The 13,521-nt window shown below is 67.4% G+C and carries 13 protein-coding genes and 4 pseudogenes; 8 read left to right on the top strand and 9 right to left on the bottom strand.

Annotated features, from left to right (window positions below; translation table 11 throughout):
• Positions 1-30 precede the first annotated feature (30 nt).
• Positions 31-945 (top strand): LysR family transcriptional regulator, encoded by a 915-nt coding sequence (locus IEY88_RS17470; protein WP_189155807.1) that lies wholly within the window; start codon positions 31-33, stop codon positions 943-945.
• 207 nt (positions 946-1,152) lie between these two features.
• On the opposite strand, the gene IEY88_RS17465 is transcribed toward IEY88_RS17470, so the two are convergent.
• Both IEY88_RS17465 and IEY88_RS17460 read right to left on the bottom strand, forming a co-directional pair.
• Complete coding sequence (locus IEY88_RS17465; protein ID WP_189155806.1) at positions 1,153-1,971, bottom strand: amidohydrolase family protein; 819 nt, start codon at positions 1,969-1,971, stop codon at positions 1,153-1,155.
• Positions 1,972-2,146: 175 nt separating this feature from the next.
• The gene (locus IEY88_RS17460; RefSeq protein WP_189155805.1) at positions 2,147-3,001 is read right to left on the bottom strand and encodes an SDR family oxidoreductase; all 855 of its coding nucleotides are present in this window, start codon (positions 2,999-3,001) and stop codon (positions 2,147-2,149) included.
• A 115-nt stretch (positions 3,002-3,116) separates the two neighbouring features.
• On the opposite strand from IEY88_RS17460, the gene IEY88_RS17455 reads away from it, so the two are divergent.
• On the top strand, positions 3,117-3,512 hold the full coding sequence (locus tag IEY88_RS17455; RefSeq protein ID WP_268241244.1) for a winged helix-turn-helix transcriptional regulator: 396 nt from the start codon (positions 3,117-3,119) through the stop codon (positions 3,510-3,512).
• Positions 3,496-3,636: pseudogene (locus tag IEY88_RS45515) on the top strand (hypothetical protein); the annotation flags it as partial. The gene IEY88_RS17455 and the pseudogene IEY88_RS45515, both read left to right, overlap by 17 nt.
• Before the next feature lie 287 nt (positions 3,637-3,923).
• Here IEY88_RS45515 and IEY88_RS17445 read toward each other — a convergent pair.
• Positions 3,924-4,493 (bottom strand): YceI family protein, encoded by a 570-nt coding sequence (locus IEY88_RS17445; RefSeq protein ID WP_189155804.1) that lies wholly within the window; start codon positions 4,491-4,493, stop codon positions 3,924-3,926.
• A 74-nt stretch (positions 4,494-4,567) separates the two neighbouring features.
• Positions 4,568-5,701 (bottom strand): FAD-dependent oxidoreductase, encoded by a 1,134-nt coding sequence (locus tag IEY88_RS17440; RefSeq protein WP_189155803.1) that lies wholly within the window; start codon positions 5,699-5,701, stop codon positions 4,568-4,570.
• A 196-nt stretch (positions 5,702-5,897) separates the two neighbouring features.
• Between IEY88_RS17440 and IEY88_RS45115 the strand changes: the two are divergent.
• The 3 genes and pseudogenes from IEY88_RS45115 to IEY88_RS17420 all read left to right on the top strand — a co-directional run bounded on the left by IEY88_RS45115 (position 5,898) and on the right by IEY88_RS17420 (position 8,409).
• Positions 5,898-7,150: pseudogene (locus tag IEY88_RS45115) on the top strand (cytochrome P450).
• A gap of 114 nt (positions 7,151-7,264) precedes the next feature.
• A complete protein-coding gene (locus tag IEY88_RS17425) occupies positions 7,265-8,176 on the top strand; it encodes a LysR family transcriptional regulator (protein WP_189155800.1) in 912 nt (303 codons plus the stop codon).
• A gap of 68 nt (positions 8,177-8,244) precedes the next feature.
• Positions 8,245-8,409 (top strand): hypothetical protein, encoded by a 165-nt coding sequence (locus IEY88_RS17420; protein WP_189155799.1) that lies wholly within the window; start codon positions 8,245-8,247, stop codon positions 8,407-8,409.
• Between the two features lie 48 nt (positions 8,410-8,457).
• Here the strand turns inward: IEY88_RS17420 and IEY88_RS17415 are convergent, their stop codons facing one another.
• The 3 genes and pseudogenes from IEY88_RS17415 to IEY88_RS17405 form a co-directional block, all read right to left on the bottom strand.
• Positions 8,458-9,378 carry a sugar kinase gene (locus tag IEY88_RS17415; protein WP_189155798.1) on the bottom strand — a complete coding sequence of 307 codons (921 nt, stop codon included), beginning with the start codon at positions 9,376-9,378 and terminating at the stop codon, positions 8,458-8,460.
• Positions 9,375-9,983 (bottom strand): bifunctional 4-hydroxy-2-oxoglutarate aldolase/2-dehydro-3-deoxy-phosphogluconate aldolase, encoded by a 609-nt coding sequence (locus tag IEY88_RS17410; protein ID WP_189155797.1) that lies wholly within the window; start codon positions 9,981-9,983, stop codon positions 9,375-9,377. The genes IEY88_RS17415 and IEY88_RS17410 overlap by 4 nt, the downstream gene beginning before the upstream one ends.
• Before the next feature lie 20 nt (positions 9,984-10,003).
• Positions 10,004-10,492, bottom strand: a pseudogene (locus IEY88_RS17405) (enolase C-terminal domain-like protein); the annotation flags it as partial.
• A 74-nt stretch (positions 10,493-10,566) separates the two neighbouring features.
• On the opposite strand from IEY88_RS17405, the pseudogene IEY88_RS45510 reads away from it, so the two are divergent.
• Positions 10,567-10,713: pseudogene (locus IEY88_RS45510) on the top strand (ATP-binding cassette domain-containing protein); the annotation flags it as partial.
• 366 nt (positions 10,714-11,079) lie between these two features.
• Here the strand turns inward: IEY88_RS45510 and IEY88_RS45505 are convergent.
• On the bottom strand, positions 11,080-11,607 hold the full coding sequence (locus IEY88_RS45505) for a cytochrome P450 (protein ID WP_373294126.1): 528 nt from the start codon (positions 11,605-11,607) through the stop codon (positions 11,080-11,082).
• A 159-nt stretch (positions 11,608-11,766) separates the two neighbouring features.
• Positions 11,767-11,925: a hypothetical protein gene (locus tag IEY88_RS17390; protein WP_189155795.1), complete on the bottom strand. Its 159-nt coding sequence runs from the start codon at positions 11,923-11,925 to the stop codon at positions 11,767-11,769.
• 222 nt (positions 11,926-12,147) lie between these two features.
• On the opposite strand from IEY88_RS17390, the gene IEY88_RS17385 reads away from it, so the two are divergent.
• Positions 12,148-13,350, top strand: a complete 1,203-nt coding sequence (locus IEY88_RS17385) for a serine/threonine-protein kinase (protein ID WP_189155794.1) — start codon at positions 12,148-12,150, stop codon at positions 13,348-13,350.
• The last annotated feature ends 171 nt before the right edge of the window (positions 13,351-13,521 follow it).

Raw genomic sequence — 13,521 nt, 5'->3', positions numbered from 1 at the left:
GACCGAATCCACACAGGTGTGGGAGGGCACATGCGGACGACTATCGACCTCAACCTGCTCAACGCTCTGGACGCGCTGCTGGACGAGCGGAGCGTCACCCGAGCAGGTCGGCGGATCGGGCTCAGCCAGCCGGCGATGAGCGATGCGCTGGGCCGGCTGCGCAGACACTTCGGCGACGAGCTGCTCGTCCGGGTCGGCAACCGGTACGAACTCACTCCGCTGGGTGCGAGCCTGCGTGCTTCGTCGGCGGCCGCGGTAGAACTCGTAGACCAGACGTTCAGGATCGCCGAGAGCTTCGACCCGGCGACCTGCGAACGCGAGTTCACCCTGCTGGCGTCGGACTACGCGGCCGGGGTCCTGGGCTCACACCTGATCGCCGCGGTCCGCGGTCAGGCGCCTGGAGCACGTCTCCGGTTCGGAAGGATCCCCGCCGAGGAACCCGAAACCACCATCACCCCGCACGCCCGCAACGTCGACGGTTTCGTGCTGCCGAGAGGCATCGCGGTCGAAGGCTTTCCCGGCGTCACGCTGTTTCGCGACCGCTGGGTGTGCGCGTTGTCCGACGACAACCCGGCGGCGCTGCAACCGTTGACCGTCGAGGTGCTGGCGAGCTTGCCCTGGGTGCTGCACGAACTGGCCGAACGTGCGACATCGATCATGGGCACGTTGCGGGCCCACGGACTCCGCCCCGAGGTGGAGGTCGTGGTCGACCAGTTCTCCCTCGTGGCTGATCTGGTGCGGGAGAGCAAGCGAGCGTGCGTGGTGCAAGAGCGGCTTCTGGCGGGCAAGGCGACGTCGGCGGGCCTGCAACTACTGCCCTTGCCCTTCGACGTGGCGCCCGTGGTGGAGACGTTCTGGTGGCACCCTGTCCACACCCGGGACCCCGCGCACCGATGGCTGCGGGATCAGGTCGTGGCGGCGGGACGCCTGATCGAACGCGGATGAGGACGGTGGAGCCTTGCCCTAGCGTCCAGGACGAAAGTCCAGGCCGTCAGCACCTGCCCAGCGCACTGCGACGCACCTCCGCCAGGACCTGCTTCACCAACTCGCGATCCGACGCCGGCACCTCCTGGTCACGACGCTCCTGCATGTCCGCCCAATTCGCTCCGCCCAACGACTTCGTCGCCAGACGGAACTTGGCACGCGCCGAAATCACCTGGCGACGCTCACACCGAAGATCCGCTCCGCGTGACCGTGGAGGAACAGTTGTGCGGACGACTCGCTCAGCTTGAGTTCGTCCAGTCCCTCCAGCGCCTTGGCCGCGCTGATCATCGGATAGTTGGTTCCGAAGAGGACCTTGTGGTGGTCGCCCTTCAGGTGTGCGACGAGTTCGGATGGAAACCGCGTCACGGTGTAGGCCGAGGTGTCGATGTAGACGTTCTGGTGCTTGTGCGCCACCGCGATCATCTCGTTGGTCCACGGGTAGCCGACGTGTCCGGCAACGATCACCAGTTCGGGGAAGTCGAGGGCGACGTTGTCCAGGTACGGGATCGGTCGGCCCGTTTCGGAGGTGCGCAATGGGCCGGTGTGGCCGACCTGGGTGCAGAAGGGGATGCCGAGTTCGACGCATTCGGCGTAGAGCGGGTAGTAGCGGCGGTCGTCCGGCGGCCAGCCCCACAACCAGGGAACCACCCGCAGTGCGGCAAAGCCGAGATCTCGCACGCAGCGGCGCAGCTCCCGCACCGCGCTCATCGGGCGCGCCAGATCCACGGCGGCGACTCCGACGAGGCGGCCAGGTGCCTGGGCGACGAAACCGGCGACCTCGTCGTTGGAGATCAACGCTCCCTCCGGCCCGTACCAGGCACTGATGAGTGCGACGTCCACGCCAGCCGCGTCCATGGTGGCAATCGTCGCCGCCACCGGGAGTTCGTCCAAGGGCGCCGTGGTGCCGGTCCACCGTCGCAGCGAGTCGAACATGTCGTGCTGCATGAACCGCCGGGTGGGGTGCTGCGCCCACACATCGATGATCATCGTGTGCCCTTCCACGGAAGCTCCAAGATTATCTCGGCACACGTCGGACCATCCCGTCACACCTGAGCCGCGTTGAGCCGCTTCAGGTGTGACGGCGGTCCGGTCTGCAAACGCAACACGCTTACAGATTCGGTACGATTTGTGAGACGTCTGAGCCTGCAAGCCGTCGCCGGCCTCAGCCCTTGAGCAGCGCGGCAACCGCGTCGTCCAGGCTCGTGGTGGGACGGCCGAGCAGCGCGCGCAGATCTGCGCTGTCAGAGGCCAGCTCGCCGGCGGCGATCGCGCGGTCGTTGTCCACGAGCATGTTCGCGATAGGCTCCGGCAGGCCCGCGCCGAGCAGAATGGCACGGTGCTGCTCCGCGGGGACGTCCTGGTAGCTGATCGGCTTCCCGGCGATCCGGCCGACCGACTCGGCCAGGTCGGCATAACTCCAGGCCTCGTCGGCGGCGAGCTCGTAGACCGTGTTGTCGTGGCCAGTGCTAGTGAGCACCTTGACCGCGGCGTCGGCGTAGTCGGCGCGCGGCACGCCGCCGACCTTGCCCTCGCCCGCACTGCCGAGGATGGCGCCGGTCGCCAGCGCCTGGGCGACGGCCTGCTCGTAATTCTCGGTGTACCAGCCGTTGCGCAGGAACGTGAACGGGATGCCCGAAGCGCGGACGACCTCCTCGGTGGCCCTGTGCTCAGGGGCCACCACGGTCGTACTGGTGTCGGCGCCCAGCACGCTCGTGTAGACGAGGTGGTTCACGCCAGCGGCCTTGGCGGCCCGCACGACGGCGGTGTGCTGGGGAACGCGGCGACCGATCTCACTGCCCGAGACCAGCAACAGCTTCTCCGCGCCCGCGAATGCCTCGGTCAACGTAGACGGCTGGTCGTAGTCGGCAGTTCGCACGTGGACGCCGAGCGCCGCCAGGCCTCCGGCCTTCTCCGGGTTCCGCACGGTCGCCACGATCTGGTCTGCCGGGATCTTTCGCGCAAGGGCTTCCACCACGAGGCGGCCAAGGTGTCCGGTGGCACCGGTGACAACGATCATTGGAGCTCTCCTTCGAGTTTGTACTAACCACAAGATTGTACAAACTTTTTGAAAGTGCAACCTTTGAGTGAGCGCAGTCACATAGCTTGTGCGGTGTAATAGGTAGTATGGCTCTGTGAGCGACGTGGTGAGTTCCGTGGACGAGCACGACGAGTTCGTGTTCGACGTGTTCGCGCAGCGCTGTCCGTCTCGATCGGCACTCGAGCACCTGACCGGCAGGTGGGGCACGTTGGCGATGGTGGCCTTGTACGAGGGCACGTTCCGGTTCAACCAACTGCGCCGCCGGGTTGACGGGGTGAGCGAGAAGATGCTCGCGCAGACGCTGCAGGCTTTGGAGCGGGACGGGTTCGTCCATCGCGAGGCACAGCAGACGATTCCCCCGAAGGTGGAGTACAGCCTGACCGATCGGGGCAGGCACACAGCCGAACTGCTCCTCGGTCTGATCAAGGACGTCGAGGCGCAGATGCCCGAGGTCATCGCGGCACGGCAACGCTATGACACCGCTAGATGACAGGCAAAGCCACCACCTTCGAGACGGAACGGGTGGGACCTGCAGCGCCGGCAGCAGATTCGACTTCAGTCCCGCCGACGAGGTGGTGGTAGATGTCGCGAAGGCAGCGAAACAAGCGGTACGCGGTCACACACTGGTGTGGCACAACCAAACACCCGACTGGGTGCAGAACCTTGCCGGCGACCGAGCTCCGCACCGCGATGATCGATCACATCACCGCCGAGGTGACGCACGACAAGGGCGCCCGCCTTCGAGGTGGCGCCGGTCGTTGAGAACTTCTGGCGGTACCCCGCGCACACCCGTTGCCCCGCGCACCGGTGGTTGCGCGACCAGGTCCTGGCGGCCGGACGCCGTGCCGAACACGGACGAGGACGGTGAAGCCTTGGTCCACCGTCCTTCCAGGACACTTGTTCAGGACTCGAGCACAGCTTCGACCTCGAGGGTGACGCGGATCGTGTCACCGATCATCACCACACCGCCGTCAAGCCTCTTGTTGCCCTGGACGCCGAAGTCCAGCCGGTTCAGCTCGGCGTTGGCGCTGAAGCCGCACCGGGTTCCGCCGTGGTCGTCGGGTCCGAAGCCGAGCAACTGCACGGCCAGGTCGACCGGTCGGGTGACGCCGCGCAACGTCAGCTCACCCGTGACGACGTAGTCCTCGTTGCGACGCTCGACACCCGTGGACCGGTAGGTCATGACCGGGTGTTCAGTCGCGTCGAGGAACTCGGCGGAGCGGATGTGCTCGTCTCGCGCGGCGAATCCGGTGTCGATCGATGCCGTGCCGATCTCCGCCACGACCGACGACAGCACCACGTCCTCGTCCGTGGTGATGGTGCCCGAGACGGTGCCGAACCGGCCTCGGACATTGCTGATCATCAAGTGGCGCACCGAGAACCCCACGTGGGTGTGCAAGGGATCGATGCGCCAGGTCCCGGCGACGTACCCGGGAACGGGATGGGACTCGGCGCCCGTGCTGGTGGACAAGTCGTGGTTCCTTCCTCACAACCGAAACAGCTGTGACCGGTGTGGATTCGTGGGGTGCTGACGACTTCGCGTCGTCAGTAGGGCTGGATCAGTGCCGCCGTCGCCTTGGTGCGCAACATGCCCATCTCCATCTGTGAGGCTCCGGCCTGGTGCATCTCGAGCAACTTCACGCTCGCGTCGACGACGAGCTTCACCCGCTCGAACCGCCGGGCGGTGAACTGGTCGAGCGCTACTTCCACCGAGTCAGCGGCGACCAGTTCCTGAGCCAGGACCGCGGCGTCTTCCAACGCGAGCCCACCACCCGAGGACATGTGCGCGGTGGTCGCGTGAGCGGCGTCGCCGATCAAGGCAATCCGGCCGCGGTGCCACGGCGGCGGCACCATGATCCACTCGTAGGGGTGCACGAGCACGTTCTGGTCGTCGGTTAGCTTGGCCAGCAGTGCCGAGGTGACGGGAGCCGGGAACCTGGCGAGCACCGAGCGCAGGAGATCACGCGCCTCACCGGCGTCAACACGGTGCCCCTCAGGGGATTCCGCGCCGGTGGCCACGTACGTCAGGCCGCCCTTCACCGGTGCGACCGCGACCATCTCGGTCCTCGTGTTGTAGAAACCGACAGGGCCCGGCGGCTCCTCGTCGAGCATCCACCGCAGGGCGGCGACGCCGGTGTAGTGCGGCGTCAGATCGGGGTGCACCAGCTCGCGGACGCGGCTGCGAACACCATCGGCGCCGACGACGAGCGGGTACCTGCCCGTGCTGCCATCGGTGAAGGTGACATCGACGCCCGTGTCGTCCTGGCTGAACGAGGACACCGAGATGCCACGACGGACAGTGGCACCGGCTGCTGACGCGGCACGGACCAGGATCTCCGACAGGGTGGGCCGGTAGATGCCGATCGAGGCGGGCAGGTCGGTGTCCGGCCGAGGAGGCGGGGGAACCGGGATGGCTTGACCGTCCTCGGTGTACATGCGGATGAACACGTTGTCCTGCTGCGCCGACCCAGCTTCCACGACCTCGTCGAGAACACCGATCTCGGACAGGACGTCCACTGCGCGGTTGGTCAGTCCGATGTGGGCACCGACAGTGCGGTCGTCGACGTCGATCACCTCGCTGTGGACGCCCAGTCGTCCCAACGCCGTGGCGAGTGCCGTCCCGGCGATACCGGCTCCCACGATGAGGACGGTCTGCCCGTCCAGGTTGTCGATTCCCACAACGCTCCTTCTTCTGCGGACGAAGTCAGGTCACCGACCCTAGGCGCCGCTACCCGGCGGGTCAGCACTTCGGCGATCGATCCGCGCTGCCCTGCCCATCGGCCCGACCGATAGCTCACTCGACTATCGGCATGACCGATGGCCACACCCGTGCGAACCGTTTGCTCACAACGGTTTTTGCCGAACAGAAACACCTATGCTCCGCGCCGGGAAACCTGGCGAAGGGCGGGCGACGATGCCTGAACAGCACTCATCGATCAACTCGGTCGACTGGGATCCGGAGCAGGATCGCGCCGACGGCACACGAGGCGACGGTCTGCGTTCCGCCGAGCGGTTCGCCGAATACGCTCGACTGCGCGAACAGGCGCCCGTCGCTTGGTCCGATCAACTGGGAGGCTTCTTCACACTGACCCGGTACGCGGATGTGACCGCCGCGGCGGTGGACACCAAGCGGTTCCGCAGCGGTCGGCCGTTCATCGCCATGCCCGATCTCGTCGGGCAGATCCCCATCTCCCTCAACCCGCCGGAACACCGGTTCTTCCGCCGTCTGCTGAACCCCTTCTTCCGGCCGGAGCGCATGCGAGACCTCGAACCGCTGATCCGCGCATTCGCCGTCGAGCACGTCGAGGCGCTCATCGAGGCAGGTGAGTCCGACGCGATGACCGCCTTCTGCCGGCCGCTACCAGCTCGCGCGTTGGCCACCCTGTTGAACCTGCCCGAGGGCGCCTGGCAGGACTTGCTGGCCCAGTTCCGGCGGTTCGACGCGGTCGGCTGGAAACCCGAGCAGGTCAACAACATGATCCTCGGGGTGTTCAGCGAACACATCGCCACGGTCGTCGCACAACGTATGGCCGAGCCGCTCGATCCCGACGACGACATGTTCAGCGGTGCACTCGCCACCGAGATCGACGGTGAGGAGATCACCGTCGAGCAGGTGATCATGATCGGGGTGCAGATGATCGCCGCCGGGCACGCCACCACGGCGGACAGCCTGTCCTCGGCGATACACCGGCTGGCGGAGGATCCAGACCTGCAGAGTCGTTTGCGCGCCGACCTCACTCTGCTCCCCGACGCCATCGAGGAGTTCATCCGCATCGACCCTCCACTACACGAACTCAGCCGCACGCCCGCGGACGTGGTCGACCTGCACGGCAGGACCCTCCCGGACGGCAGCGCCGTCAGCCTCAACTTGCCGCGGCCAACAGAGATCCCGAGGTGTTCGACCGTCCGGACGACGTGGACGTCTCGCGCAACCCCAACCGGCATTTGAGCTTCGGTCACGGCATCCACAAGTGCATCGGAGCACCGCTGGCACGGCTGGAAATGCGGGTGGCACTGGAGGAGCTGCTTGCTCGTACCTCGTCCATCGAGCTGTCCGGCGCACCGGACAACGACACAGGCCTCATCGGGGGCGGCTTCATCCGCCTGCCGATTCGCGTCCACGCCTGATCTCGTACCTCGGGTATCAACCGCACCGATACCTGGAATCGGTAGGACCCCCTTGTCCGCGACGCACTCGTGATGAATCTTGGATTCCTCAGGTGACGAGCGCGGAGGAACTACGTGAAGATCGCGTCCCTCGACCTGAACCTCCTGACAGCGCTGACCGCCCTTCTCGAGGAACGGCACGTGAGCCGGGCTGCCCGTCGAATGGGGCTGAGCCAGTCGGCCACCAGCGAAGCGCTCGGCCGCCTACGCCGCCACTTCGGCGACGAACTGCTGCACCGAGTCGGCAACCGCTACGAGCTGACACCGCTCGCAGCGGGTCTTCGCCACTCTTCGGCCGCTGCCTTGCTGCTGATCGAACAAACCTTCTCGGCGAACACCCGATTCGACCCCGCGGAGTGCGAACAGGAGTTCGTGCTCCTGGTGTCCGACTACGCCGCGTCGGTGTACGGACCCCTGCTGGCGCAGGTACTGCTCGAAGCTGCTCCGAAGGCGCGCCTGCGACTTCTTCCTCTACCGAGGGAATCCACTGATACCGCCTCACTGGCAGCGCGGAAGGTCGCTGGCTTCGTCATGCCTCGTGGGATGGCAGTAGAGGGCTTTACCGGTCTCGATCTGTTTCAGGACACGTGGATGTGTCTCGTGGACGAGGACAACCCCGATGTCGGAAACCGGCTGACCCTCAACTCCATGGCCGTTCTCCCCTGGGTCGTCCAGGACACCACCGAGCACACGAGCTCTGTGATGACCGCCCTACGAGCTCACGGAGTCGAGCCCCACGTGCAGTGCGTGGTGGGCGACTTCCACTCTGTCATCCCGTTGGTACGAAATAGTCGCCGTATCGGGCTTGTACCCTCACGCATGATCACGGGCTCACCGCCGTCCATGCGGGTTCTGCAACCACCGTTCCAGACACCACCGCTGGTGGAGACCTTGTGGTGGCACGTGGCCCACACAAGCGACCCGGCTCATTGCTGGCTGCGGGACACGGCAGCAGCAGCCGGCGCACAGCTGCACCAGCTGTATTGACCGGGGACGTTGGTCGTGTGGCGACACGATCTGCCTGATCTTGATATTGGAAGACCTCCTGGGGTGGTGTGGAGCTGTCTGACGGCATCCGCACCACGACCCAGGAGGTCGTGTCTCACGCCAACGCAGCGTTGACCCCGCGTGCCCGGTCACGCCTTGCCAGGCTGATCGTCGACAAGGGCTGGCCGGTGGCTCGGGCCGCGGAGCGGATCGCGGTCTCATGGCAACGGTGAACCGCTGGGCACAGCGGTACCTGCTCGCCAGCGAACCCGGCATGTCGGTCAGCGCAGCGCCACGCCGTCGCCCAAGCCGAGCAGGTCCAGCTCGTCTCTGGTGGGTAGCCCTTCCCAGTCGCCGGCGGCCATCACGGCGAAGGCCCCGACGGCATTGCCCCGTGCCAGACGTTCCTCCGGAGCAACATCGTCGAGCAGCCCGGACAGGTACCCGGCAGTGAAGGCGTCGCCCGCACCGATGGTGTCCACGGCAGTCACGAGGTGCGCAGGCGCGCTCCAAAGCCCATCGCGGGTGCGTGCTGACGCGCCCGCGGCTCCATTCTTGGTCACCAGTTCGGTGACGCCGGATGCCATGAGGAGTTCTGGGCCGCCGATGAGGTCGATCTCGCCGGGTGAGCCGATGACCACGTCTGCTCTGCGCGCCAGGGGTGACAGCACGGACGCCGCGCGGTCGGCCGACCACAGCCGAGAGCGGTGGTTGACGTCGAACGACACGGTCCAGCCTCGTTCGCGGGCGTGGGCCAGGGCGGCGTGCACAGCGTCGAGAGCGGTGTTGCTCAGCGCCGGCGTGATCCCGGTGAGGTGCAGCAAGCGGGCGTCGCAGTCGAGGCCGGTCTGCACATCCTGCCGGTCGAGGTGTGATCCGGCGGAGCCGGCTCGGTGGTAGAGGACTCGAGTGACCTCGGGGGTGCGCTGTTCGAACAGGATCAAGCCGGTGGGCGTGTCAGGGTCGCGGCCGACCGCCGAGGTGTCCACGCCCTCGGCTCGCAGGGTCCGCAGGATCAGTTCGCCGGGTTCGTCGGCACCGACTCTGCCGACCCAGCGGGCGCTGTGCCCGAGCCTCGACAGTCCGATCGCGACGGTCGCCTCGGCGCCGGCGATCGACGTACGGGCATCGGCACCGAGGCGCCACGTGCCGCGTGCCCGCAGCGACATCATCGTCTCACCGACGAGTACCACGTCGATCATGACAAAGCCTTGACGAACCGCGCGGCGCGGTCGGCCAGCGCGGACAGGTCGCCGCCATCGGGAGCGTCGCCCACCAGCGGACTCCCAACGCCCACGGCGAGCGCGCCGGCGGCGAGGTAGCGCGGTACGTCCTCCACGCTGATACCGCCCACCGGAACGAACGGCACACCGGGGAACGGGGCGCGCAGAGCAGCGAGGTAGTCGGGACCGAACTCCGAGGCGGGGAACAGCTTGACCGCCGCAGCGCCAGCGGTGACGGCGGCGTGCACCTCGGTGGGCGTCAGTGCGCCGGCCAGCACTGGCAACCCCATCTCGATCGAGGCTGTGACCCCCTCTCCCAGCGCCGGGGTGACGGCGAACGTGGCGCCGGCATCGCGAGCACGGCGGGCGTCTCTCGCGGTCAGCACGGTGCCGGCGCCGATCCAACGAGCAGAGCCGGCCAAGCGCCCTAGAACGGTGAGGGCATCGCGGCTGGTAAGCGAGACTTCCAGCACCTCGACCCCTTGGGCGAGCAGTGTCCTGGCGGTCTCAACGCACGCGTCGGGATCGTTGCCGCGGATGATGCCGAGCAGCCGGTGTTCGGCCAAAGCTTCCACGATGCTCATAGTCGCCTTCCCCAAAGATCTCACCATTCCGCGAACGAACCGTCGTCGTGCCGCCACAGCGGTGGTCGCCATCGGTGGCCGACTGCATCGGCGCGCCGCACCTCGTCCTCGTCGACCTCGATGCCCAGACCAGGCGCCTCCCACCGGCGGATGGCGCCGCTGGGGAACGCGAACGGCGCCCGGTCCACCACGTAGTCCAGCAACTCGGCCCCGTCGTGGTAGTGGATGCCGATGCTTTGTTCCTGGATGAGGAAGTTCGGCGTGGCGAAGGCGATCTGAAGACTGGCGGCGAGGGCGATCGGCCCCAGCGGGCAATGTGGTGCCGGCACGGCATCGTGCACTTCGGCCAGCGAGGCGATCCGGCGCACCTCGGAAATGCCGCCGGCGTGGGACAGGTCAGGCTGGGCGACCGCGATACCCGCGCGCAAGGCCGGCAGGAAGTCGGCCCGCGAATACAAACGTTCGCCGCAGGCGATGGGCACAGGACTGGCAGCCACGACCTCGGCGAGTCGGCTCGCTGGACCACGACTGACCGCACAGCAGTGCCTGTGGACCGCGCTGCGCCTGCACGGCAAGAACGCCGATGCCGATCACATCCGCGATCTCCTGGACCGTGTCGGACTGGGCGCAAGGGAGGCCGGCACCCGCCCCTAACGAGCTGTCCGGCGGACAGCGTCGGCGACTGACGATCGCCCGTGCGCTTGCGGTCGGCCCACGAGTCCTGGTGCTCGACGAAGCGGTGGCCGCGCTCGACGTCTCCATCCAGGCGCAAATCCTCAAGCTCCTGCAGTACATCCGCAGGGAAACCGGCGTCGCGCTCGTGTTCATCAGCCACGACCTCGCCGTCGTGGCCCACTGCACCGATGACACGCTGGTCATGCGCAAAAGCAGAGGCATGGAGCGAGGGCCGACCGACCGGGTCCTGAGCCGGCCCACCGGCACCTACACCGAGCTGCTCCTCGCCTCGGTGCCACGCCTGGGCTGGAACCCTGCCGAGGTCGCGGACGTCCGAGCTGCTGGCCGCAGGCGGATCAGGGAAGTGAGCGGGGTTGCCCACGACACCTCAAGTACGCCGCAGCAGAGCATTGCCCTGCGCTCAACAATTCTCGGCGCGCCACGCGACCGGCAACGACGTCAGTCCATAATGGAACTCACCGGTGCGGATCGCGCGCCGGACGTCGTGGAGGCGCAGTCGTGGCAGGGCGCCGAACGGCACCTTCAACGCCATTCTCACCTCCATGCGCGCCAGTGCCGCACCGGCGCAGAAGTGGACACCACGGCCGAACGCCAGCGAACGACGGAGTTCTGGGCGGTCCGGGACGAACTCGTCGGCGGCGGCGGACACCGCCTCGTCGCGGTTGGCCGAGGCGAACAGGACCAGCAGCCGGGCGTCACGCGCGACCGGGCAACCGCCCACCTCGGTGTCCCGTGTCGCCCTGCGGAGCAGGCCCTTGACCGGCCCGACGAGGCGCAGCCCCTCCTCCACCACGGCCGACAGGTCGCCACGGTGAAGATCCGGCCTGCTCAGCAGCAGGTGCACGAGATTGCCGAGGAAGTTGGTCGTGGTCTCGTTGCCGGCTATGAGAAGTTGTGCGAGGACCGCCCTGGCCTCGACGTTGGTCATGTTGGCGACGAGGCTCGCCGCCAGACTTGAACCCGGCTCCGCGCGATGGCGGGCGATGGCATCGTCCAACGCTGCGGAAAAGGCCACCTGCTCGGCGGTGAGGCGTTCGCGGGTCGCGCTGTCGATGAACGACAGTCCCAGGGTGAAAGCACCGTCGGTCTAGCGTTTCACGTGGGCCACGGGCGCCTCGATGCCGAAGATCACCGTGATCACCGTGATCACCGTGATCGGGAGCGGGACGGCGAAGTCCGCCACGGGGTCGGCCTCGCCCTGGTCTGCGAAGCCGGCCACGAGATCACGCGCAACTTGCCTGATCATCGGTTCCTTGGTCGCCGCACGCGGCCGACACCAGCGACGCCGTGGAGAGCAGCAGGTCACGCCCACAACACCAGCTTCGGCATTTCGCAGGCACACCCGCCCGGCGAGCAAGCACCATCGACCACACGCATGTGTTGATGTCTCTCGTGTTTTCGCGTCTGCACAGCAGGGCACCCGAAAGTGTCGGGTCGGGCGATGGAGGGTGTGGCGGTGTCACTGACGGTGAACGACAGCCTGCTGGCGGGCCGCTACCGGTTGCTGGACATGGTGGGCACCGGCGGGATGGCCGAGGTCTACCGTGCCGAGGACACCGTGCTGGGCCGTGCAGTGGCGGTCAAGGTCTTCCGGTCTGGGTGGGACGACACGGCCAGGCACCGGTTCGAGGCCGAGGTTCGGACGCTGGCCGGGCTGTCGCATCCTGGTTTGGTGCCGGTCCATGACGCCTGTACCGAGGATGACACGCCGTTCCTGGTGATGCGGCTGGTCGAGGGGCGCACCCTGCGCGCGGAGATCGCTGACGGCCCGTTGTCGGCGCAGCGAGTGCGCCGGTTGAGCATGAACTTGGCCGAGGCCCTGGCCTATGTGCATGCCCAGGGCGTAGTGCATCGCGACGTCAAGCCGTCCAACATCCTGCTCGACGCCCTCGACAAGCCGTACCTGGCTGACTTCGGCTTGGCCCATCTGCCCGGCGCGACCAGGCTTACCCGCGCCGACCAGATGGTCGGCACCGCCGCCTACCTGGCACCCGAGCAGGTCCGAGGCAGCGACGTCGACTACCCCGCCGACATCTACGCCCTCGGCCTGGTCCTGCTGGAGTGCCTCACCGCGCGCCGCGAATACCCCGGCAGCGAGGTCGAGGCTGCCGTCGCCCGCCTGCACCGCTCCCCCGCGATCCCCGAGCACCTGCCGGCCGATCTGGTCAGACTGCTGTCGTCGATGACCGCCTCCGCCCCCGATCAGCGGCCGGCCGCCGTCGACTGCGTCCGCGCCCTGCAGGCGACCCCCGCCGATGACACCCTGCCGGTCCCCGCCCACGTGACGGAAACGGCTCCGGTGGAGGTGCAGCGGTCGGCACGGGTGCCCCGCAAGGCGCTCCTCGCCTCGGCGGCGGCGCTGTTGGGCGCGGTCAGCGTCGCGTGGGCGATCGCACCCGGTGCGCAGCCGGTGAATTCGGCACCGGTGTCGAGCGCGCCCTCGACTACCACGTCCTCCAGCTCAGTGGCTCCAGCATCCACCGCATCGCCCCAGACCGCGGCACCGGTGACGATGCCAGCTCAACAGCCCGCCGCCCAGGTCGACACCGTCACCCCCGTTCAGGCCGTTCCAGAGGTGGCACAACAACCAGCCGTCCAGGCCCCGGCTGCGAAAGCGGACGCAAAGAAGCAGAAGGACAAGCCGCAGCTGCCAGGTAAGAGCAAGAAGTAGCCGACGGCACACCTGCCGGCAGATGCGTCTCCGTTGCGTTTGTCATCGTGATGCGATGGCCGGGCAGTCAGATTCGAGACCGCGATTTCGCCGTTGCAGAGCCTCGGGATGGTTCGAGAATCGCGCGCAGAGCCGGAGCCGCGACTGTTCCGTGCCACCACATCGCCTAGC

It is taken from the genome of Lentzea pudingi (assembly GCF_014646255.1).
In the GTDB taxonomy this organism is placed as follows: domain Bacteria; phylum Actinomycetota; class Actinomycetes; order Mycobacteriales; family Pseudonocardiaceae; genus Lentzea; species Lentzea pudingi.
Note: the sequence above shows the minus strand (reverse complement) of the source record. Positions and strands in the feature narration are given on the sequence as shown.

Bases quoted from the DNA above. Each gene is read 5' to 3' on its own strand.
- IEY88_RS17470 (WP_189155807.1), top strand. From the start codon at position 31: ATGCGGACGACTATCGACCTCAACCTGCTCAACGCTCTGGACGCGCTG.
- IEY88_RS17465 (WP_189155806.1), bottom strand. From the start codon at position 1,971: ATGATCATCGATGTGTGGGCGCAGCACCCCACCCGGCGGTTCATGCAG.
- IEY88_RS17460 (WP_189155805.1), bottom strand. From the start codon at position 3,001: ATGATCGTTGTCACCGGTGCCACCGGACACCTTGGCCGCCTCGTGGTG.
- IEY88_RS17415 (WP_189155798.1), bottom strand. From the start codon at position 9,378: ATGATCGACGTGGTACTCGTCGGTGAGACGATGATGTCGCTGCGGGCA.
- IEY88_RS17410 (WP_189155797.1), bottom strand. From the start codon at position 9,983: ATGAGCATCGTGGAAGCTTTGGCCGAACACCGGCTGCTCGGCATCATC.
- IEY88_RS45505 (WP_373294126.1), bottom strand. From the start codon at position 11,607: ATGACCAACGTCGAGGCCAGGGCGGTCCTCGCACAACTTCTCATAGCC.
- IEY88_RS17390 (WP_189155795.1), bottom strand. From the start codon at position 11,925: ATGATCAGGCAAGTTGCGCGTGATCTCGTGGCCGGCTTCGCAGACCAG.